Raw genomic sequence first — 21,402 nt, 5'->3', positions numbered from 1 at the left:
GGAATGCGCACACGTGAACCGGGGCCGACGTACCAGTCTGCCAGGACTGGGCGTATCTCCCAAAACCGGGGTCGGCCCCGATCTATTCCACGCCCCGTCCCGCTCGGCGAAACAGCAGGTCAGCCGGTTTTCACCACGGTGCCCGCGTCACCCTTGTCACCCGCCGAGTCCTTGGTCGCGGAGGCCGGGACCGGCTGGTCCTTGAGCAGGGCGTCCCAGACCTGCTGGGACTGGGCCTGCTGCGGCAGTACGCGGTTGGGGTCGGCCGGGTCGTACATCACCGGCAGGGTGATCATGTGGACGTCGTCCGCGCCCAGGCCCTTGAGCCCGTTGCCGAAGCCGATCAGCTTGTTGATCGAGTTCAGGTCGGAGTCGGTGGTGATCGCCTTGGTGGCGGCGTCCGAGAGGCCGTAGAGCTTGGTGGGGCTGGTGAACACGCCCACACCCTTGACCCGCTCGATCAGCGCCTTGATGAAGGCCTGCTGGAGCTGGATGCGGCCGAGGTCGGAGCCGTCGCCCACGCCGTGCCGGGTGCGCACCAGGCCGAGGGCCTGCTCCCCGTTGAGGGTGTGCCTGCCGGGCGGCAGGTCCAGATGGCTCTTGGTGTCCTTGATCGGCTTCGCGGTGGTGACGGGCACCCCGCCGAGCTCGTCGATGAGCTTCTTGAAGCCGGTGAAGTCGACCTCGATGTAGTGGTCCATACGGATGCCGGACATCTGCTCGACCGTCTTGACCGCACAGGCCGGGCCGCCGACCTCGTACGCGGTGTTGAACATCTGGCGCTTGCCGCCGGGGTCGCTCTTACCGCCCGTGGTGGTGCAGGAGGGCCGGGTGACCAGGGTGTCGCGCGGGATGGAGACGACGCTGGCCGTCTTGTGGCCCTCGTAGACGTGGATGACCATCGCGGTGTCGGAGCGGGCACCGCCGTCGTCCTGGCCGTACTCCTTGTTGGCGCCGGCCCGGGAGTCGGAGCCGAGGACGAGGATGTCCATGGATCCGTTGTCGACGTCCTGCGGGCGGTCGGTGCCGAGCTGGGCGTTGATGTCGACGCCCTTGATGTTGCCGTTCAGCTTGAAGTAGACGTACCCGAGGCCGGCCCCGCCGGCCAGGACCACGCCCGCCGCGGACCAGGCCGCGATCGTCAGCGCTCGGCGGCGCGGGGTCGGGCGCCTGCGGCGCCTGCCACGGCCACCGCCGGATATTCGGTCGCTGCCGTTCTCGCTCTGCTCGGCCATGTTCTCCTCAGTCCTCGCTGCCGCTCCTGGTACCCCCCGCCGTGTCTGTCAGGCACAGTTTGTCGACACTTGTCAGACGGAGAAGCACCAAGAAGGGTTGCACAGGGTTCTAAGAACGCCTTAAGAACGCCCTGGGCGTGTGGTGAAGCTCTCGGCGCCCTCGGATGCCCCCGTACGCACGAGAACGCCCCCGGCACCGAGGTGGCGGGGGCGTTCTCAGAGGTCGCGGCGGTGACGTCAGTCGTTGTTGCCGTTGCCCGGGGTCGTCTTCTGGATCTGGAGCAGGAACTCGGCGTTCGACTTCGTCTGCTTCATCTTGTCCAGGAGCAACTCGATGGCCTGCTGCTGGTCGAGCGCGTGCAGCACCCGGCGCAGCTTCCAGACGACCGCGAGCTCGTCGCTGCCGAGCAGGATCTCTTCCTTACGGGTGCCGGACGCGTCCACGTCCACCGCCGGGAAGATGCGCTTGTCGGCGAGCTTGCGGTCGAGCTTGAGCTCCATGTTGCCGGTGCCCTTGAACTCCTCGAAGATCACCTCGTCCATGCGCGAGCCGGTCTCCACGAGCGCGGTGGCGAGGATGGTCAGCGAGCCGCCGTCCTCGATGTTGCGCGCCGCACCGAAGAAGCGCTTCGGCGGGTAGAGCGCGGTCGAGTCGACACCACCGGACAGGATGCGCCCGGAGGCCGGGGCCGCCAGGTTGTACGCACGGCCCAGACGGGTGATCGAGTCGAGCAGGACGACCACGTCGTGGCCGAGCTCGACGAGGCGCTTGGCGCGCTCGATGGCGAGCTCCGCGACCGTGGTGTGGTCCTCGGCCGGACGGTCGAAGGTCGAGGAGATGACCTCGCCCTTGACCGACCGCTGCATGTCGGTGACCTCTTCCGGACGCTCGTCGACCAGGACGACCATCAGGTGGCACTCGGGGTTGTTGACCGTGATCGCGTTGGCGATCGCCTGCATGATCATGGTCTTGCCGGTCTTCGGCGGGGCCACGATCAGACCGCGCTGGCCCTTGCCGATCGGCGACACGAGGTCGATGATCCGCGTGGTCAGCACGCCCGGGTCGGTCTCCAGACGGAGCCGGTCCTGCGGGTACAGCGGCGTCAGCTTGCTGAACTCCGGGCGGCCGCGGCCGGAGTCGGCCGCCATGCCGTTCGCGGAGTCCAGACGGACCAGCGCGTTGAACTTCTCGCGGCGCTCGCCGTCCTTGGGCTGGCGGACCGCGCCGGTGACGTGGTCACCCTTGCGCAGACCGTTCTTGCGGACCTGGGCCAGCGAGACGTACACGTCGTTCGGGCCCGGCAGGTAGCCGGAGGTCCGGATGAACGCGTAGTTGTCGAGGATGTCCAGGATGCCCGCGACGGGGATCAGCACATCGTCGTCGGCGACCTGCGGCTCGGCGCCGAACTCCTCGCGGCCACCGCGGCGGCCACGGCGGTCCCGGTAACGGCCCCGACGGCCGCGACGGCCCTCGTCGTCGTAACTGTCGTCCTGGGGACCGTTGTTCTGCTGGCCCTGACCACCCTGGCCGCCCTGGCCCTGGCCGCCCTGGCGCTGCTGGCGCTGGCCGCCCTGGCCCTGCTGGTCGTCGCCCTTGCCACGGCGCTCGCCCCGCTCGCCGCGGTCGCGGTCACGGTCGCCGCGCTGGCGGCCCTGGCGGTCGCCCCGCTCGCCACCGCGCTCGCCCCGCTCGCCGCGGTCCCGGCGGTCGCGCCGGCCCTCGGCGCCGTCGACGGCCTCGGCGGCCTTGGCGTCCGGCTGGGCGTCGGTCTTCTGCTCGGCCCGGACGTCCGTCTTGGCCTCGGCCTTGACGGTCTGCGGCTCGGCGACGGCGGTCGCGGACTCCGGGGAGCCGGCGGCCGCGGTGGCGCGCCGACGACGGCGCTCGCCCGCGGGCTGGTCCTCGCTGGCCGGCTGGCCGGGAATCTCGATCTGCTGCTGGGCGGCAGGCTTCTCGGCGGCCTCGTCACCCGTACGGGCCTTGGAGGTGGCGCGGCGCTTCGGCTTCGTCTCGGTCGCGTCGGCGCCCTTGGCCGGGGCGGCGGAGCCGGAACCGGCCTGCGCCTCCTTGATGACCTCGATCAGCTGGCTCTTGCGCATCCGCGCGGTGCCCCTGATGCCGAGGCCGGACGCGACCTGCTGCAGCTCGGCCAGGACCATGCCGTCGAGGCCGGTGCCGGAGCGGCGGCGCCGTGAGGTGGTGCCAGAGGCAGCACCTGCGGCGGGCGCGGAGTCGTCGACAGAAGTGTCGGCTGTCACGCCCATCAGATCGGTGGTGTCGCTCACGAAGGGTCCTTCCCTGGAGCGGACGTCGGCCTGTCTGGCTCGGCGACCGGTTGTGCTGTCCGAACGCGGCTCGTGACCTGGGGTCACTGACCGTGCCGGGGCGGTGGTCCGCCGCGTACGGCGGAGAGATAAACGTGCGTGGGGTCCGGCCCGAGTTCCCCTACTCGGCCCCCTGGGAAAAGCGGGGGGTGTCGTGCCGGGTTCCGGAGCGTGCTCGGAAACTGCTCAGGCAGGCTGCGCAGGCAGTTTGGGAGGCTCCCGGAAGAAAGGCGGTCCCTGAAGGGGACACGAAGCACCGCGCCACAATGACGACCGATGCAGACTTGAGGTTAACACTACCGGATCCAACAAACATTCCCCCTCTCGTTCACCGGCAAGCCGCGCGTCCTGCCCTGAAGGCCCTAGGAGCCCAGTGGCAGGACGCTCGCGCCCGAGGCGTCGAGGCGGAGCCTGTTCGCGGCCCACCCGTCGCCCGCCAGCCGTGCGACCTTGTCGGCCGCACCGTCCTCGACCAGCGCCAGGACCGTGGGCCCCGCGCCGGAGATGACTGCGGGGACGCCGTCCGCCCGCAGCCGGTTGACCAGCGCCACACTCTCGGGCATGGCGGGTGCCCGGTATTCCTGGTGGAGCCGGTCCTCGGTGGCCGGGAGCAGCAGCTCGGGGCGCCTGGTCAGCGCCTCCACGAGCAGTGCCGCACGCCCGGCGTTGGCCGCCGCGTCCCCGTGCGGGACGGTGCGCGGCAGCAGTCCCCGCGCGGTCTCCGTCAGCACCGGCTTGCCGGGGACGAAGACCACCGGAACGACGGAATCCGCGGGGTCCATCCTGATGGCCCGCGCCGCTCCCCCCTCCATCCAGGAGAGCGTGAACCCGCCGAGCAGACAGGCCGCGACGTTGTCGGGGTGGCCCTCGATCTCGGTGGCCAGCTCAAGCAGCGCGGCGTCGTCGAGTCTGGCGTCGCCGCCTATGGTCACCGCGCGCGCCGCGACGATGCCGGCGCAGATGGCGGCCGACGAGGAGCCCAGGCCCCGGCCGTGCGGGATGCGGTTGGCGCAGACGACCTCAAGGCCGCGCGGCTGCCCGCCGAGCAGGTCGAACGCGGTGCGCAGCGACCGTACGAGGAGGTGGCTCTCGTCGCGGGGCAGCGTCTCGGCGCCCTCGCCCGCGATGTCGATGTGCAGGCCGGAGTCGGCGACGCGGACGACCACGTCGTCGTAGAGCCCCAGTGACAGGCCCAGGGCGTCGAAGCCCGGGCCGAGGTTGGCACTGGTGGCGGGAACGCGCACCCGTACGGCGGCGGCGCGGAATGCGGGACCGGCCATCGCTCTGATGACTCTCCTTGTGAGACTGCTGCGAGATTTTCGAAGAGGTACCCAAGACCCGACGGCCACGTGGGCAACTGCACCGCGGCATATGCGGCGGGGTGGGTTGGGTACAGCCTATCGAAGGAAGGTTCAGTGGCGACATAGGGCGCACAGGAGGCGCACGATGCGTGTCGCGAGCCCCCTGCGCCCCTACGTGCCTAGTTGCACGAGGTTGTACGGGTTTTGCCTACGCCAGACCGAGGCGCTCGGCCGCGACCGCCGCGTCCACCGGGACCGTGACCGGCTGCGGAGCGCCCGCGACGGCCCAGTCCGGGTCCTTGAGGCCGTTGCCGGTGACCGTGCACACGATCGTCTGGCCGGGGTCGACCAGACCCTGCTCGGCGGCCTTGAGCAGACCGGCGACCGAGGCGGCCGACGAGGGCTCCACGAAGACACCCTCCTGGGCGGCCAGCAGCCGGTAGGCCCGCAGGATCTCACGGTCCGTCACCTCGTCGATGAGACCGCCCGATTCATCGCGCGCGGCCTCCGCGAACTGCCAGGACGCCGGGTTGCCGATGCGAATCGCGGTGGCGATCGTGGACGGGTCCTTGACCACCTCGCCGCGCACGATCGGCGCCGAACCGGAGGCCTGGAAGCCCCACATGCGGGGCGCGCGGGTGGACACCTTGTCCGCCGCGTACTCCCGGTACCCCCGCCAGTACGCCGTGATGTTGCCCGCGTTGCCCACGGGAAGCACATGGATGTCGGGCGCGTCGCCGAGCATGTCCACGATCTCGAACGCGGCGGTCTTCTGGCCCTCGATACGGACCGGGTTGACCGAATTGACCAGCGCCACCGGGTAGTTGTCGGAGAGGCTGCGCGCCAGCGTCAGGCAGTCGTCGAAGTTCCCGTCCACCTGGAGGATCTTCGCCCCGTGGACCAGCGCCTGGCCCATCTTGCCGAGCGCGATCTTGCCCTGCGGCACCAGCACGGCGCAGACCATGCCGGCCCGTACCGCGTAGGCGGCCGCGGAGGCGGAGGTGTTGCCGGTGGAGGCGCAGATGACCGCCTTCGCGCCCTCCTCCTTCGCCCGGGAGATCGCCATCGTCATCCCGCGGTCCTTGAAGGACCCGGTCGGGTTGGCGCCCTCGACCTTGAGGTGGACCTCGCAGCCCGTGCGCTCGGAGAGCACCTGCGCGGGCACGAGCGGTGTGCCGCCCTCGCGGAGGGTGACGACCGGGGTCGTAGCGGAGACGGGGAGCCGGTCCCGGTACTCCTCGATGATTCCGCGCCACTGGTGGGTCATTGCTCGTTACTCCCCTTCAACACGCATGATGCTGGCGACACCCCGCACGGTGTCGAGCCCCCGCAGGACGTCCACGGTCCCGGTGAGGGCCGCGTCGGCCGCGCGGTGGGTGACGACGACGAGGGACGCCTCGCCGTCCTTCCCCTGCTGGCGGACGGTGTCGATGGACACCCCGTGCTCGGCGAAGACGGTGGCCACCTGGGCGAGCACACCCGGTTTGTCGGCCACGTCGAGGCTGATGTGGTAGCGCGTCACCACGTCGCCCATGGGGCTCACGGGCAGCTGGGTGTACGCCGACTCACCGGGCCCGGTGGACTCGGCGAGCTTGTTGCGGCAGACCGCGACCAGGTCGCCCAGGACCGCGGAGGCGGTCGGCGCGCCGCCCGCGCCCGGCCCGTAGAACATCAGCTGACCGGCGGCCTCGGCCTCGACGAACACGGCGTTGTACGCGCCGCGCACGGAGGCCAGCGGGTGGTCGAGCGGGATCATCGCCGGGTGCACGCGGGCAGTGACGGAACCGCCGTCCGCGGCCCGCTCGCAGATGGCGAGCAGCTTGATGGTGCAGCCCATCTCCTTCGCCGAGGCGAAGTCGGCGGCGGTGACCTCGGCCATGCCCTCGCGGTAGACGTCGTCGAGCCGGACCCGGGTGTGGAAGGCGATCCCGGCGAGGATGGCGGCCTTGGCGGCGGCGTCGAAGCCCTCGACGTCGGCGGTCGGGTCGGCCTCCGCGTACCCCAGGGCGGTGGCCTCGTCGAGGGCCTCCTGGTACCCGGCGCCCGTCGAGTCCATCTTGTCGAGGATGAAGTTGGTGGTGCCGTTGACGATGCCGAGCACCCGGTTGACCTTGTCACCGGCGAGCGACTCGCGCAGCGGCCGGATGAGCGGGATGGCACCCGCCACCGCCGCCTCGTAGTACAGATCCCGCCCGTGCTCGTTGGCGGCGGCGTGCAGCGCGGCGCCGTCCTGGGCGAGCAGCGCCTTGTTGGCGGAGACGACGGAGGCGCCGTGCTCGAAGGCGGTGGTGATCAGCGTACGGGCGGGCTCGATGCCCCCGATGACCTCGATGATGACGTCGATGTCGCCGCGTTTGACAAGGGCGGTGGCGTCGGTGGTGACGAGGGCGGGGTCGATGCCCTCGCGCACCTTCGAGGGCCGGCGCACGGCGACACCGGCGAGCTCGACGGGCGCGCCGATGCGCGCCGTGAGGTCGTCGGCGTGCGTCGTCATGATGCGCGCCACCTCTGAGCCGACCACTCCACAGCCCAGCAGCGCCACCTTCAGCGGACGCGTACGCATCATCCGACCTCGTTTCCTTCTACCAGCCTGAACTACCAGCTTGAATACGAACCAGTCTCACTCACCGGACGGAGGTTTCCGCCCTCCGTCCGGATCCTGAGACACATATTCCACTATTTATTCATCGATCTATTCATTTATTCATCATCCGAGGTCGAGCCGCAGGAGATCTTCCTCGGTCTCGCGCCGGACGATCACGCGTGCCTCGCCGTCGCGGACCGCGACGACCGGCGGGCGCAGCGCGTGGTTGTAGTTGCTGGCCATGGAGCGGCAGTACGCGCCGGTGGCCGGCACCGCGAGGAGGTCGCCGGGCGCCAGGTCGGCGGGCAGGAACGCGTCCCGTACGACGATGTCGCCGCTCTCGCAGTGCTTGCCCACGACCCGTACCAGCATCGGCTCGGCGTCGGAGGTGCGCGAGACGAGCGAGACGGAGTACTCGGCGTCGTACAGGGCGGTCCGAATGTTGTCGGACATCCCGCCGTCGACACTGACGTACGTCCGCAAGCCCTCAAGCGGCTTGATCGTCCCGACTTCGTACAGCGTGAAGGCACTGGGTCCGACGATCGCGCGCCCCGGCTCGACGGAGATGCGCGGCGTGCGCAGCCCGGCGGCCTCGCACTCGCGGGTGACGATCTCGTTGAGCGCCTTGGCGATCTCGTGCGGCTCGCGGGGGTCGTCGTCGGAGGTGTACGCGATGCCGAGCCCGCCGCCGAGGTCGATCTCGGGCAGCTCGACACCGTGCTCGTCACGAACGTCGGCGAGGAGCTGGACAACGCGCCGGGCGGACACCTCGAACCCCGCCATGTCGAAGATCTGAGACCCGATGTGGGAGTGAATGCCGATGAGCTCAAGCCCATCCAGCTTCAGCGCCCGCCGCACGGCCTCGGCGGCCTGCCCCCCGGCGAGGGCGATCCCGAACTTCTGATCTTCATGAGCGGTGGCAATGAACTCGTGGGTGTGCGCCTCGACGCCCACGGTCACGCGGATCTGGACGCGCTGGCGCTTGCCGAGGCCCTGGGCGATGTGGGCGACGCGGACGATCTCCTGGAAGGAGTCGAGGACGATGCGCCCGACCCCGACCTCGACGGCCCGCCGAATCTCACCTTCGGACTTGTTGTTGCCATGGAAGGCGATCCGCTCGGCGGGCATTCCGGCGGAGAGGGCGGTGGCGAGTTCGGTGCCGGAGCAGACGTCGAGGTTGAGCCCCTCCTCGTGGAGCCACCGCACGATGGCGCGGGAGAGGAAGGCCTTCCCGGCGTAGAAGACATCGGCGTCCTTGCCGAAGGCGTCGGCCCAGGCGCGGCAGCGGGCGCGGAAGTCGGCCTCGTCGAGGAAGTACGCGGGGGTCCCGAACTCCTCGGCGAGCGAGGCGACATCGAGCCCGGCGACGGTGGCGACTCCGTCGTCGTTGCGTCCGACGGTCTGCGACCAGACCTTCGGATCAAGGGCGTTGAGGTCGGCGGGCGGCGCCGAGTAGTGCCCTTCGGGAAGGACGTCGGCGTGACGGGGCCCGGCGGGGTGTGCGGAACGGCTCATGCTGTCACTCTCACAACTCTTACGACTCTCACGAGTTCACAGGAATTCAGGGGCGTCGATACCGAACAGGGACAGGCCACCGGCCAGCACCGCCCCGGCGGCTTCGGCGAGCGCGAGCCGGGCACGGTGGGCGGCCAAGGGTTTCTCGTCCCCGAGCGGCAGCACGGTGTGCTGGAAGTCGAGAACGGCGTCGGCAATGCCTTCGAGCTGCCGCGCGACCCGGTCGGGGGCGGCCAGGCGAGCGGCGCGGAGGAGGACGTCGGGGTGGTCGGTGAGGAGGGTGAGGAGAGGGGCGGCGGTGTCCGGGTCGCCGGGGTCGCCGGGGGCGCTTTCGGCGATACCGAGGGCGTGGGCGTTGCGGGTGAGGGCGCGGGTGCGGGTGTACGCGTACCGCACACGGAAGTACGGATTGCTGTCGCGCTGGGCGAGGAGCTCGGCGGCCGGGGCGGGCCGGTCGTGGGCGGCGGCGCGGAGGTAGGCCCAGCGGGCGGCGTGGGGACCGGCGAGGTGTGCGATCTCCGGGTCCGGGAGGACGTGGAGCCGTTCATTCCCGTACGGGGTGATCTCGGCGGTGGCGCCCTGTGAGCGCAGCAGCTCGACGACCACGGAGGTGACGGCGAGGGCGCGGGGCTCGTCGACGGGGGCGAAGGAGGTGTGCTGCCCGGAGAGGGAGTCGCCGTACCCGTAGCGCGGCCCGAGCGCGAGCACTCGGCGTACGAGCTCGTCGTGGGCGGCGGGGCCGGCATCGAGGGTGAAATTGAGGAACCCCGGCCCGGTGATGTCGACGCGCGCGACCCCGGGGGCGCCGGTGAGCCGCCCGCGCAGGGCCTCGGCCACGGCGCGGGGCGCGAGCCCGGAGGAGGCGGCGAGCTTCAGCGCGACAGCACTGGCGTAGTCCCCTCCCCCACCCGGCCGGGGCCGCTCGACCTTGACGTCATCGGGCACGGCGACAGCGAGCACACCCTCGTCGACGGCGCTGCGCACGGCACGCACGACGGTACGGGAGAGCTCTGCGGGGGTCACGGGACAAGCGTATGGGAGAGGGGGGGTGGGGCGGCCAATCGGTTTCGGGATGTGGGCGGGGGCCCTCCGGGGGGCGGGGGGGAATGGGGGGTGCGGCGGGGCCGGGGTCGGGCATGCGGGGTGCGGCGGGGCCGGGGGGGGGGGCCGCCCTGCCGGGGGGGGCCGCCCTGCCGGGGGTGGGGGGGATGCGGGGTGCGGCGGGCCGGGGGTGTCGGGCTCGCCCATGCCCGGGACGGGCGCACGCTACCCGGGTCGAGGGGGTGCTGGGTGCTCCCCCTACCCCCTACCCCTCGGCCACGTCTGGTCCCGGCCGCCCGGCCGGCCCGGCCGGGCGGCCTGTTGCCGTCGACGGGGCCGGAGGAGCTGACGGGATGGGGCCCACCCCACCGGGGCGGGGGCGAAGGCGGTACCCACCTCTGCTGACGCGACTGACGCGGCTCAGCCGCGACTCGTACCGGCCGCCCGCCCGGCCCGTCCGGGCTGCCTGTTGCCGTCGGCGGACGGCGGGGCCTCCCGGTGCATCAGCTGCCGTACGACCCTGACGAGCTCGGCCGGCTCGAAGGGCTTGGCCAGGAACGCGTCCACCCCGGCCGCGAGCCCGGTCTCGACCTCGTACTGCGTACAGGCACTGATGATGGCGAGCGGCAGATGCCGCGTACGCGCGTCCGCCCGCAGCCGCGCGGCGGTACGCAACCCGTCGAGCCGAGGCATCACGACGTCGAGAGTGATGACATCCGGACAGACCCGGTGCACCACTTCCAGACACTCGGCACCATCAGCCGCGGTCACGACCTCGAAGCCCTCCAGCTCAAGGTTGACCCTGATCAGCTGCCGGATGACCTTGTTGTCGTCGACAACAAGCACCCGGCCGGACACGCCTGACACATCTTGAGGTTAGGTCCGCGAACGTCGCCGCGTCCGGGTTTTCCCCACTTCCGCCCCCTGCGGGGGACCCCACCCCCGCCGGCCACGCGAAATACCTGTTCACAGCCACCCCACGAGAGCTGGTAGTGTTCAACCCGTCGCCGCCAAGCGCGGTGAACGCCCCCGTAGCTCAGGGGATAGAGCAACGGCCTCCGGAGCCGTGTGCGCAGGTTCGAATCCTGCCGGGGGCACCTGTTAGTAGGTGCCTAAGACCCCGCCACCAGCCAGTTTGCTGGGTGCGGGGTCTTCTTGCGTGTGCGGGTCGATGCCGCCGAATGCGGCTGCATGACAGTGATCACGTTGTAATAGCGTGATGATGTTGAAGGGTGTCGGCGCAGCTCAGAGGCGGCTTTCTGGACCTCTGCGCGCACGCGTCCGCGCACGACGAAAGCCCCGGATTTCTCCGGGGCTCACGCGGTCGAGGCGTTCCTTCAGGCCGGGTTGATCCTTGGCTATCCCACCTCCCCGAGCCCTTCCATGATCCGGCTGTTCATCTCCTGCTCCTGGCCGTCGATGCACTTGGCGTAGATCTTGAGAAGCACGTCCACGGAGTGCCCGGCGCGGGCCGCCACCTCTGCGGCTGGAACGCCGGAGTTGAGCCACTGGGAGACGCCCGCGTGGCGCAGGTCGTACGGCCGGAAGGCCAGGACGGACGAGACCTGTTCGGGTAGGAAGGCCAGCTTTCGGGTCTGCTTCCAGACGCGGGAGTACGAGGACGCCGCGACGACGTTGCCCCGCTCGCTCTGGAAGATCCGGCCGTCTTTGGCCGCGTCAAACTCCTCCAAGTGCTCCTGGAGCAGCCGCACCAGATGCGGCGGAATGGGCACGATCCGGACTGCGCCCTCCGCTCTCTGCTTCAACCCACGTCTGTCGTGCGCTTCGCCGGAGTCGGTCCACGCCTTTCCTGCCGTGGGTCGGGTCTCGGCCACTTCGATCCGGCCCCAGCCCTCCTCAGGGAGGAAGCAGTCCGAACGCCGGAGGCCAAGCGCCTCTTCCGGTCGCAGGGCCGCGTAGTACAGGCAGCCGAAGAAGGCCCTCAGCCGCCTGCCGCTCGCCCGCTTGTAGCCGCCGACGTAGGTCACCGCCGCCAGGAGCTCCCGAGCCTGCCGCGGGTTGACCACCACACGGCGGTCGACCTCCTGGAGGGCCCGGCGACCGCGCTTGCGCCGAACCCGTCCGAGTGGATTGCCCGGCAGCATCTCCAGCTCCACCGCGTACTCCAGAGCGTTGAAGACGACCGCCCGGCGCCGCCGGTACGTCTGCGTGGCCGCAGGCTTCCCGTCGAGCTTCCGGCCGAGGACGTCGATCAGCTCATGGGCCCGAGCGATGTCCTGGAGTTCCGCCACGGGCAGGGAAGCTTTCTCCAGCCACCGGACCGCCGCCGTGATCTCGTCCGGACGCTCCCGCTCGCGGCGAGAGGGAGGCAGCACGTACGACCGGAGCGCACGCCGGACAGTCCTGTTGTCAGGTCTCCCCCGCACTTCCTTGACCAGTGCGGGGAGGACCGTCGCCAGGGCGTCCGTCATGCTGTCGCGTTGCTTCGCGGCAGCCTCTGCCCATCGGCCGTCGAGGTACTTGATGGCCAGCTCCAGGAAGGACAGAGCGGCCTTGCCTCCGCGCAGCGAGTCGGGCAAGCCCGTCACTGTGTCGAACGGCTCGCCCTTGTCGATGGCTCGGAGGAGCTTGGCCCGGAAGCGGTCGGCCAGCGCCTTCGTCTTGTACGACGCACTCATGGGAGTGCCATCGACCACCCACCGCACGGTGTAGCTGGGCTTCTTCGTGGTCCGGTTGAGGGCCAGCTTCCAGACCGCGACCTTGTACGACTTCACGAGGCAGCCCCATCCGCCAGCTCGTCCAGCCAGGCCGCCAGCACGTCACGCCGGACCCGCAGCTCCCCGTTCGGGAGGCGGATGCAGCGGGGTGCGATGCGGAGCTCCCGCCAGCGGTAGAAGGTGCGGCGGGAGATCCCGCCCAGCTCGTCGAGGACCTGGCGCACGGTGAGCAGTTCAGCCGCCCGTTCACGAGCCATGGCGGTCACCGCCCTCGCGGACCGAGGCAGCGATCAGCGCCGCCTCCGGCGAGTAGCCGCGTCCGGCGTACCGCCAGGCGCCGACCGTCACCGTGGGCCGCTCCCCTAGCCCGAGCGCCGCCCGCTGCTGCTCCGCACGGTGATCCGCACGCGCCGTCCGCAACGCCGTCAGCGTCGTCGAATAGCGCCGCGACTTGGTCGAGAAGTGGCCGCCGTACCCCAGCATGTGCGCCCACCGCCGCAGCCCCAGCGGCTCGAACGGCGGGAGCCCACCGAGCCACCAGCACGTACCGATCATGCGGAGGGTATGCGCCCGTACCGGCAGGACGACCAGGTCGGCCGCCCGGCGAATACGCCCGTCCACCGCGCCGGCGGACTCTGCGCCCTTCGTCGCGTACTTGGCGATGTAGCCCGCGACAGCTGCGGAGTTCAGCGACTCCCCTGCCCCGAAGGCCGCGATGGGCCGTACATCGATCTGTCGACCGAAGCGGAGCACTCGCCGCCCGACGACGTCCGAGCCGGGCGCAGCGAGCCGTACCGCGCCCGCAGCCGTACGCACCGTGTCCATGAGAAGCGCCGTCGATGCCCACTCAGGCGGAGGTACCGCGGGACCGGCCGGACCGTCCAGCCGGACGACCGCATGGAAGTGGACCAAGCCGCGACGCTGGTACTCGGCCACCTTCGCGTACGACAGCCGAACCGAGTCGGCCAGCTCCTCCCGGGGGAGCCTGCCCCGGCGGGCGAGTTCGCGCCGGAGCTCCAGGGCGAAGCGATGCCAGAGCCGCCCGGCGTTCGCCTGCCATAGGACCGCCCCGGCGTAGTCGTAGCAGCGCGGGCAGAGCGGTTCCCCGAGTCGGGGGTCACCCTCCGTATGCCGCAGGGGGCACCCGGCCGACGAACCGTGCGGGCAGGACTCCCCTACCCGGCGCGGTCGACAGACGCGTACCCGCCCATCACGCTCGCGCCGTGTGTGGACTGGCCCGAAGCCCGGAGCGGTGAGGGTGGCGAACACCCGGGGGTGCCCGCCCACCTCCTCCGTGACGTCCTTGCCGCCGACCAGTCCGGCCCGGATGAGTTGGTACGTATCCGCCTGATAGACGCGTGCGCAGGTCGGGCAGACCGACGACCGGCGGTTGCCGCAGGAGGTGAGCAGCCGCCCGCCGTACGCGTCGGAGGCGTAGGCCAGCAGCGCTTCCCCGCTCCTCGCGTCGAAGACAGTCGCGCTGCCGACCAGATGAACAGGGTTCGTGCATCCGCCGAGACGGACGATGTTCCGGCGCCACGCGTCGAAGCCGGGTTCCACCGCCCGGTCGAGGAGCGCGGCAACTCCCGTCACCAGCGGCGTCATGGGGGCGTTCATCGGGACCCCCTGAACGCCTGGCGCATCACGGCCGCGATAGCTTCCGTCGGCGTCTTGGCGCTGAACCGGAGAGTCGGGTCGGTCAGCCAGAGCGCGGCGGCATGCGCGGGGCAGAGGCGGCGCTCGGATGCGTCCAGTCCGACCATGACGACCTGTTCGCGGCCGACACACAGCGGACGCTCCTCATCCCGTAACTCACATTGCGGCCGAGGGGATTTGCGCGAATGACTCGCGATGGACAAGGTGTAAGTACTCCTTTCACTGCTCACGTGGCGGATGGAGTGGGTTCCCGGCGGGGTCGGGTTTGGCGACTTCGCGCCCCGCTGGGAGCCCGTCATTTGGGCGATCACTGCTGATCCTCGGGCGGGATCGCGACGACGGAGTAGGCGATCGGGCCGAAGGATCGACGCGCCCCGAAGTAGCCCTCGCCGAGGTCGTCCGCGGGAACTCCGAGTGGAGCAGCGACGCAGTTCGCGACTTCCTGACGGATGGAGGCGTCGGCTGCGTCGACGAAGACAGCGAAGGACGGATTACGCGGAACGATCACGCCGGGATTGACGATCAGGAAGTCCGTCAGTTCCCGAAGACCGGCGATGAAGGCGTCCCTGTCCCCGGAACGGATGACGTACTTGGGCATGGTTCACCCCTCCTTTCACATGCTGGAATGGGTCAGAAGTGGAGTTGGCCGAGGAAGCCGGTGATTCCGACCAGCACCGCCTGTACGGCTGGCGCGGCCACCGTGTCGGCCAGCAGGAAGCCGAACGCTCCGCACATCAGGAAGTCGGCCCACCGCAGATAGCGGATGCGCAGGAGAAACCAGATCACCAGGCCCAGCAGCACCACGGCCGACATGGAGACGAGCACGGCGTTCCCCTCTCACTCGCTGCCGTCGTGGTCGAGGCGTTCGATGCGCACGGCCGTTCTGCTCATCGCGTCGACGAGTTCCGGCAGGTAGGGAGTCAGGTGGGCGTACTCGGCCGCGATGACCTCCGCGTCCTCCTCCGAGACCAGGTGGGAGCGAGCCCGCTCCCAGCCGTCCCCGGAGGCCAGGACCGCCGTACCGGCCTGTTCGGGCGTGATGGCCTGAGCCGCTTTGAGAGCGTCGGGGTTGAGATCCCCGAGAGCCATCTCGGCCGTACCGGGGTCTGAGACGCGGTGGCAGACTCGTCCGGCGAGCTGGGCGCGCAGGGCCGTGACGCCCGGTCCCATGTCGGAGCCGACGCGTTGCCCGGCCACGATGAGGAACAGCCCTAGAGCCGCGCCCAGTTGGGCCAGGCGGATCAGGGCAGTGGCCGCCGCTTGTGCTTCGTCCTTCTCGCTCCGGCTCGCGATCAGGAACAGCTCCGCGATCTCGTCCACGATCACGACGACCGGTACGGGCCGCTTCTCATCCGGCAGGCCCCATACGTTCCGGACGCGCGCCGCACGGCAGGCCGCCATCCGGTCGAGGGTCAGGTCTACGAGCGCGGCAAGGAGCTTGACCGCCTGCGCCCTGTTCGTCGCGAGGGCGGAGAGCCGGGGCCCGTAGAGCGAGAGCTCCATGCCGCCCTTGCAGTCGATCCCGACCAGCGCCACGGGTTGCGGAGCGAGGCCCGCAACGAGTGCGTTGATCAGGGTCGACTTTCCGGAGCGGGTCGCCCCCACGATCAACCAGTGCGGCACTCGCCGTAGGTCGATCACCCACTGCGCCCCGGTTTCGAGGGCGCCAACGACGACGTGGAGCAGGCGGTCGGCGGTGCGCTGCCTGGGGATGCGAGGCGCAAGCAGCGGATCCGCGGCCGAGGCGGCGACGCGCACAACACCGGGCCTCCACTTGGTGACGCGGACCGCGTGCACCTGCCAGGCGTGCGCCATGGCGGGCGACGCCTTGACGAAGTCCTCGGGGGTCTGGCCCGGCAGTAGCCGGACCAGGAACCAGAAGCCGCCCGCGGTTGGCCGTATGGCCCCGTACCGAGGAACGCGGGGTTGCGGTGGAGGCGCCCCGTTCCCCACGAGCCCCGAGACCACGGTCAACGCGGCCTTACGGCTCACGGCCAGGCCACAGCCCGCCATCAGAGGTCGCCAGGTACGGGCGACGCGGAGGCAGGCGACCGGGAAGCCGAGCGCGAGCCACCAGGCCACCGGGTAGCGGCGGCGCAGGGCCGGGCCTGCCAGAAGCAGACCCGACGCCAGCACGGCGGCCACCACGATCCCCCACGCCAACCAGGTCGGCCCGGCTAATCGTTCGGAAGCCGCCGCGTTCACTGCGCGGCCCCCTTGCCTGCCGCCGCCGGAGCGGCAAAGGGCTTGATCTCTGCGGCACGGAAGGCAACGCCGTGCCGCCCATCGTTCTCCCAGGGCGTCGCCACGAGGTCCCGCACCTGCACGGGCATACCGAGTTGCACGCCCCGCGGCTCGCCGGGAACGCTCACATTCACGACGTCCGCCGATGCCCCACTCATGAGGCATAAGCCGACCTGGTACACGGTCTGTCCGGTCTCGCGATCCACGCGAAGCTGCCCGGTCTCGCGGTTGGCGAGGCGCGGGGCCGGGGCCACCGCGCAGATGATCCCGGTGAACTTCGCCGTGTCGATCGGAAGGGTTGCCACTGTTCTGGATCTCCTCTGCTTCTCGCATCCGAAGGCCAATCCTTCGGGATGATTCACAACCCGTAGTACGGGTGCGACCCAGAGTGCGACCCGTAGTACGGGTTGTCAAGCGTCAAGTAATGAGGGACGCTGACCCCGTCCCTGATCCGTAGACGAATCGTCCCTAGACCCGGGACGGCCAGCAGCACACCGCCGGTACACGGAGGACCCCACATGCCAACCGAGAAGCCCCAGGCCAAGTACCGCGCGATCGCAGATCACCTGCGCCATGGGATCTTGGACGGCACCTACCCGGCCGGCCAGCCGCTCCCCTCCGAGGAATCTCTGGCGAAGCAGTTCGGGGTGACGCGTCCCACGGTCCGCCAGGGCATCGCGGAGCTACGGGCGGCCGGTCTCGTGGAAGTGATGATGGGCCGCGGGATGTTCGTCCGCTCCCCGCACAACCGCCCCAGTTTCACGCGCCCGCGCGGCGTGCGCCGCGATCCGAACGGCGGCTACGTGGAGGCGGATGGCATCCGCTGGACCAACGCGGAGGAACCGGTGGCGACGCGCACGGACGCCCCGCTCGCGCTGGCGGACCTCCTCCAGATCCCGCCGGGCGAGCCGATGTTCACGTACGACGCACTCCAGGTCGCGGACCACGGCCGCCTCCGCCAACTCCACCGCACCTACGTGCCGTTCTCCGTACTCATCGACACGAAGTACGAGGAGGAGGCCCCGCCTCCGGCACCGGAGCTCTACGCCGCGCTGGCCGACCTGGGCCACGAACTCCACTTCACGGAGTACCTGCGCACCCGCATGCCCCTCCCTGACCAGGCCAAGGCCCTCCGCCTCCCCAACGGCGTCCCGATGCTCCACATCTTGCGCGTGGCCCTGGCCAATAACGGCAATCCGCTCGCCCTGGAGGAGTTCTACCTTCCGGGGGACGACTTGGAGCTCTCGTACGCGCTCTGACGCGGCGCCTGGCTCAAACTTTCTCTACTTCATCAAGGTGGCTCGCTCCGCTCGCCGCGCGCGGCTCGGCTGGTGCCCGTGCCACGCGCACGGCGATCAGCGGCCTGACGTCAGAGAAGGGGTACGCCGTGGCTGGGGCCGGTCGGCTCCACGGCTTTAGCCACCTCCCCGGTCCGGGTCCCGCGTCGAGCAAGACCAGGAGGCCACTCGTGCACATTGCGGCAGGCCCAAAGCCTGCCCGAGTTGCCAACCAGCGTACGGCCCCCTGATCATGCTCGACCCCAGACCGGGCAGGCCACCGGCCAAACCCGTTCCGCCGACCGGTTGTTCCACCTCGTATCCACGGTGATCTCTGAAGACCGCTACCGCGCAGCGGCTCCACGATGCGATCATCTCCCCATGGAGCAGAGGGACTTCGCGGTGGCGGACTTAAGACTGGACGGTAACAACCCTCGGCATGCTGTGCCGACACCAACGACGCGCGAAGCCATCGCAGCTCTGCTTGGGAAGGACCCCGAGAAGCTACTGCGACTGGCTCAAGACATCGCCCAAAAGGGAGTCAATCCCACTGAATTCCCCGTCGTGGTCTATGAAGAAGACCACCCAGTCATTATCGAGGGGAACCGTAGAATCGCGGCGCTCAAGGCGCTAGATGATCCATCCTTAGTGGAAGATCCTCGCATTCGACAAATGTTTGCAATTGCCGCGCGCCGCCATTCCTACCCTCAGTCCGTACGCTGCGTAGTGGCGGAAAGCAGGGAAGAGGCACGTCACTGGATCACCCTCAGGCACACCGGGGAAAATGAGGGTGTCGGAATTCAGCCTTGGACGACCGAGCAGAAGACACGTTTCGCGGAGAAGAAAACCCCTACCGAAAAAGCCCTGCGCTTTATGCAGCAAGCCTCGGAGTGGTACAGCGCCGACGAGAAGTTACTGCAGGACATAGAGATTGTTCGCTCGACGAGACTCACCACCCTCGCTCGCCTGCTCTCCGATCCTAAAGTCAGAAATTCCCTGGGGTTTGACTTCCGGGATGACGGAATCCTGGCCGAGTATGAGCCGGAAGCAATGCACAACTCGGTGCGACGCCTGTTCTCTGACTTGGCAACTCACCTCTCGGTATCTCGGGTGAAGAGTAAGGACCAGCGCAGCGAGTATCTCGGCGCCATCAAAAATGATCTCCCACAGAATTCGCAGCGCCTGACTCAGCCCCGCTTCATGCCAAAGCAGAAATCAGCAGGCCCCCCAGTCACTACCCAGGCGCAGAGTCAACCCTCCACGCCCGCCCGTCCAACGACCGTGGGGCCCAATAGGTCTCAGCAAGACAAACGCGTCTTTCAAAATGTCGTCATGCGGAATATCAGCCCTAGAACGGCCAAGGTTCTTAACGAGGCGAAGAAAATTTCCATCGCCGAGTCGCCGAACGTTGCAGCCATTATGATCCGCGCTGTCATCGACATCACCGTAACAGAGGCAGCAGAAAGACAAGGATGGCGTCGACGGCAAGACAAGCTGCGGGATCGAATCGGGGTTGCTCTACGTCATATCGACCCAGAAAGTACGGACAGGAAACTCGACGAAGCACGCAGGATGTCTCAGAACGACGGTGCTTTATCTGTTAAAAATCTACACAGCTTCATGCACCAATGGGACGTTCACCCCATGATCGTGGATATCACGACCCTCAGCGTGGTTTACACGCCCATGCTTCTAAAGCTGGACGAGTATTTGGGAGAAAATCCCAAATGACGAGATACATCAGCCCTCTCCGTTACCCCGGCGGAAAAGCTCGCCTAGCCGGATACATCAAACACCTGATTGACTCTCAGCATCCCCGACCAACTCACTATTCGGAACCGTTCTGTGGAGGCGCAGGCGCTGCACTTAAACTCCTCACCGACGGAACCGTAGATCACATACATCTGAATGATGCAGATCCAGGGATCGCCGCCTTCTGGCGGTCCGTCTTTACCAAGACCGACGAATTCGCAGCTAGGGTGCGCGCCGCCGACGTGACGATCGACAGTTGGCGTAAGGCCGCCGACACGTACGCTGCCCCTTTAGGAAAAGACGATCTAGAGCTCGGGTTCGCGACCTTCTTCCTGAACCGAAGCAACCGATCAGGAATCCTCCGAGCTCGCCCCATCGGAGGCTTCGAGCAGAAAGGTAAATGGAAGATAGATGCACGCTTCAACCGTGAAGCGCTAGCGAAGCGCATAGAGCTGCTTGGATCATATCGGGACCGCGTCTCCTTGTCGCAACAGGATGGCCGGCAGCACCTCCAAAGCCTGGAGGCCCTAGGCGAGAATGTCGTAGCGTATGTAGACCCCCCCTACCTGGTACAGGGCGATCGTCTTTACATGGACAGTCTTAGTTCAGAAGACCACACTGAACTAGCGTCGGTCCTGTCCAGGAGTCCCATTAAATGGTTTCTGACCTACGACGCCGAGAGCCGGATCACGGAAAGCCTGTACCCAGATCACCGGTGCATTCAGTTCGAGATATCGCACAGTGCACAGGTGCGTCATCTGGGGGTCGAGTATGCGGTTTTCAGCAAGGGTCTGCGCGTTCCAGAATTCGAAGGCGTTATCGGCAAAGGCGACTATCTCTGGCTAACGGTCTGAAAGGGCAAGCGTGACCGTCGTACATTTTCCCGAGTACCGAGCATATAACCAGGAGAGAGTCAGGGCGAGTGACGCCATGATGGCACTACTGGCAGGCTCCCGGCTCGCAGAGAACACGCTGCGTCTGACCGATGGCAGCACTCGCCTTCTGCCCGAGATATTCCCGGCAGTACCCCATATTCGGCGCATGAACCTCACGACAGCGAATGCCCGCTCGCTGCTGTCTCAAGCCGAGCAGCACCTAGGTGCTATGGCTGTACCCTACGCCCTCGCCATTCATGAGGACTTTGTTAAAACATGCTTCGGCCTCTTACTCAGAGATGGCCAAATCAGCTCAGCGGAAATCAGAAGTGCGGACGCATCATCGATGCACAGACTGTTTGAACAGAAGGTTGGTAAGCAGATCCCAGGCGATTCCATCGAGCAATATCATCTAATTCGACGCATGCGTAACGCGGTGATTCATGCAGGCGGAAAACCCAAGCAGGGACTTGTTACCGCAGCCAATAATCTGTCCCCTAGGGCGCTTGCCCAGTGGATGAAAGTAACGGGCGATTCCCCGGCTACTCGCGTTAAGATCGGTGTCCCCGTTACTTTCTCGCACGGAGAGCTAGTGTTAGCACTGGCGGTGACAAAACGGATATCGCAGGAGATGAACTTCGCGCTCAGGGACAGCCTTTCACGCGGCACGTGGGCCGACGTTGCACTCGAAGACTTCATCTCCGAACATCCACAGCTGGTCCACATTGCGCAGCGTAAAAGAAAGTTGGTGGGATTCCTCCGAAGCTACTACCAAGCGCTCAATCTGACCGACGCTGAGGCAACCGCAGCAATGCAGAGAGCAGGGTGGTAGGAGTGAAAAGAGGGCGCTCTTCCAGTTAAGCTACCCGCCGGGACTCGAACCCGGACCTCCCTCTTCTGTGGATGCTAGCGGCCATGA

At 68.2% G+C, this 21,402-nt stretch carries 19 protein-coding genes and 1 tRNA gene; 5 read left to right on the top strand and 15 right to left on the bottom strand.

Translation table 11 applies throughout. From position 1 onward, the window contains the following. Nucleotides 1-119 precede the first annotated feature (119 nt). The 8 genes from OG965_RS27680 to OG965_RS27645 form a co-directional block, all read right to left on the bottom strand. Nucleotides 120-1,235 (bottom strand): LCP family protein, encoded by a 1,116-nt coding sequence (locus OG965_RS27680; protein ID WP_371654760.1) that lies wholly within the window; start codon nucleotides 1,233-1,235, stop codon nucleotides 120-122. 237 nt (nucleotides 1,236-1,472) lie between these two features. Further along, nucleotides 1,473-3,521 (bottom strand): transcription termination factor Rho, encoded by a 2,049-nt coding sequence (gene rho, locus OG965_RS27675; protein WP_371654759.1) that lies wholly within the window; start codon nucleotides 3,519-3,521, stop codon nucleotides 1,473-1,475. Nucleotides 3,522-3,922: 401 nt separating this feature from the next. After that, nucleotides 3,923-4,840, bottom strand: a complete 918-nt coding sequence (gene thrB / locus OG965_RS27670) for a homoserine kinase (RefSeq protein ID WP_371654758.1) — start codon at nucleotides 4,838-4,840, stop codon at nucleotides 3,923-3,925. A gap of 229 nt (nucleotides 4,841-5,069) precedes the next feature. Beyond that, nucleotides 5,070-6,128 carry a threonine synthase gene (gene thrC / locus OG965_RS27665; protein ID WP_371654757.1) on the bottom strand — a complete coding sequence of 353 codons (1,059 nt, stop codon included), beginning with the start codon at nucleotides 6,126-6,128 and terminating at the stop codon, nucleotides 5,070-5,072. Nucleotides 6,129-6,134: 6 nt separating this feature from the next. Further along, on the bottom strand, nucleotides 6,135-7,424 hold the full coding sequence (locus OG965_RS27660; protein WP_371657080.1) for a homoserine dehydrogenase: 1,290 nt from the start codon (nucleotides 7,422-7,424) through the stop codon (nucleotides 6,135-6,137). A gap of 144 nt (nucleotides 7,425-7,568) precedes the next feature. Next, on the bottom strand, nucleotides 7,569-8,960 hold the full coding sequence (lysA, locus tag OG965_RS27655) for a diaminopimelate decarboxylase (protein WP_371654756.1): 1,392 nt from the start codon (nucleotides 8,958-8,960) through the stop codon (nucleotides 7,569-7,571). Nucleotides 8,961-8,996: 36 nt separating this feature from the next. Then, on the bottom strand, nucleotides 8,997-9,983 hold the full coding sequence (gene nrtL / locus OG965_RS27650; protein ID WP_371654755.1) for an ArgS-related anticodon-binding protein NrtL: 987 nt from the start codon (nucleotides 9,981-9,983) through the stop codon (nucleotides 8,997-8,999). A 438-nt stretch (nucleotides 9,984-10,421) separates the two neighbouring features. Further along, nucleotides 10,422-10,859: a response regulator gene (locus OG965_RS27645; protein WP_371657079.1), complete on the bottom strand. Its 438-nt coding sequence runs from the start codon at nucleotides 10,857-10,859 to the stop codon at nucleotides 10,422-10,424. A 167-nt stretch (nucleotides 10,860-11,026) separates the two neighbouring features. Here OG965_RS27645 and OG965_RS27640 point away from each other — a divergent pair. Further along, nucleotides 11,027-11,098, top strand: a tRNA-Arg gene (locus OG965_RS27640). 261 nt (nucleotides 11,099-11,359) lie between these two features. Here the strand turns inward: OG965_RS27640 and OG965_RS27635 are convergent. The 7 genes from OG965_RS27635 to OG965_RS27605 form a co-directional block, all read right to left on the bottom strand. Beyond that, nucleotides 11,360-12,736 (bottom strand): tyrosine-type recombinase/integrase, encoded by a 1,377-nt coding sequence (locus tag OG965_RS27635; protein WP_371654754.1) that lies wholly within the window; start codon nucleotides 12,734-12,736, stop codon nucleotides 11,360-11,362. Next, nucleotides 12,733-12,936, bottom strand: coding sequence for a helix-turn-helix transcriptional regulator (locus OG965_RS27630; RefSeq protein ID WP_371654753.1), 204 nt, complete (start codon nucleotides 12,934-12,936; stop codon nucleotides 12,733-12,735). The genes OG965_RS27635 and OG965_RS27630 overlap by 4 nt, the downstream gene beginning before the upstream one ends. Continuing rightward, the gene (locus OG965_RS27625) at nucleotides 12,926-14,284 is read right to left on the bottom strand and encodes a replication initiator (RefSeq protein WP_371657078.1); all 1,359 of its coding nucleotides are present in this window, start codon (nucleotides 14,282-14,284) and stop codon (nucleotides 12,926-12,928) included. Before OG965_RS27625 ends, OG965_RS27630 begins: the two co-directional genes overlap by 11 nt. Nucleotides 14,285-14,642: 358 nt before the next feature. Next, nucleotides 14,643-14,933 (bottom strand): hypothetical protein, encoded by a 291-nt coding sequence (locus OG965_RS27620; protein ID WP_371654752.1) that lies wholly within the window; start codon nucleotides 14,931-14,933, stop codon nucleotides 14,643-14,645. Nucleotides 14,934-14,965: 32 nt separating this feature from the next. After that, on the bottom strand, nucleotides 14,966-15,160 hold the full coding sequence (locus tag OG965_RS27615) for a hypothetical protein (protein WP_371654751.1): 195 nt from the start codon (nucleotides 15,158-15,160) through the stop codon (nucleotides 14,966-14,968). Nucleotides 15,161-15,172: 12 nt separating this feature from the next. Further along, complete coding sequence (locus OG965_RS27610) at nucleotides 15,173-16,540, bottom strand: FtsK/SpoIIIE domain-containing protein (protein WP_371654750.1); 1,368 nt, start codon at nucleotides 16,538-16,540, stop codon at nucleotides 15,173-15,175. Then, a complete protein-coding gene (locus OG965_RS27605; RefSeq protein ID WP_371654749.1) occupies nucleotides 16,537-16,884 on the bottom strand; it encodes a hypothetical protein in 348 nt (115 codons plus the stop codon). The genes OG965_RS27610 and OG965_RS27605 overlap by 4 nt, the downstream gene beginning before the upstream one ends. Before the next feature lie 213 nt (nucleotides 16,885-17,097). On the opposite strand from OG965_RS27605, the gene OG965_RS27600 reads away from it, so the two are divergent. The 4 genes from OG965_RS27600 to OG965_RS27585 all read left to right on the top strand — a co-directional run bounded on the left by OG965_RS27600 (nucleotide 17,098) and on the right by OG965_RS27585 (nucleotide 21,315). Continuing rightward, entirely contained in the window at nucleotides 17,098-17,838 is a 741-nt protein-coding gene (locus OG965_RS27600; protein WP_371654748.1) for a GntR family transcriptional regulator, read from the top strand. 399 nt (nucleotides 17,839-18,237) lie between these two features. Next, the gene (locus OG965_RS27595) at nucleotides 18,238-19,587 is read left to right on the top strand and encodes a ParB/Srx family N-terminal domain-containing protein (protein ID WP_371654747.1); all 1,350 of its coding nucleotides are present in this window, start codon (nucleotides 18,238-18,240) and stop codon (nucleotides 19,585-19,587) included. Beyond that, a complete protein-coding gene (locus OG965_RS27590) occupies nucleotides 19,584-20,462 on the top strand; it encodes a DNA adenine methylase (protein ID WP_371654746.1) in 879 nt (292 codons plus the stop codon). The genes OG965_RS27595 and OG965_RS27590 overlap by 4 nt, the downstream gene beginning before the upstream one ends. 187 nt (nucleotides 20,463-20,649) lie before the next feature. Then, a complete protein-coding gene (locus OG965_RS27585) occupies nucleotides 20,650-21,315 on the top strand; it encodes a hypothetical protein (protein WP_371654745.1) in 666 nt (221 codons plus the stop codon). Nucleotides 21,316-21,402: the final 87 nt, after the last annotated feature.

The sequence above is a fragment of the Streptomyces sp. NBC_00224 genome (genome assembly GCF_041435195.1).
Classification (GTDB): domain Bacteria; phylum Actinomycetota; class Actinomycetes; order Streptomycetales; family Streptomycetaceae; genus Streptomyces.
The sequence above is the reverse complement of the archived record's forward strand: the minus strand, read 5'-3'. Positions and strand labels throughout refer to the sequence as shown.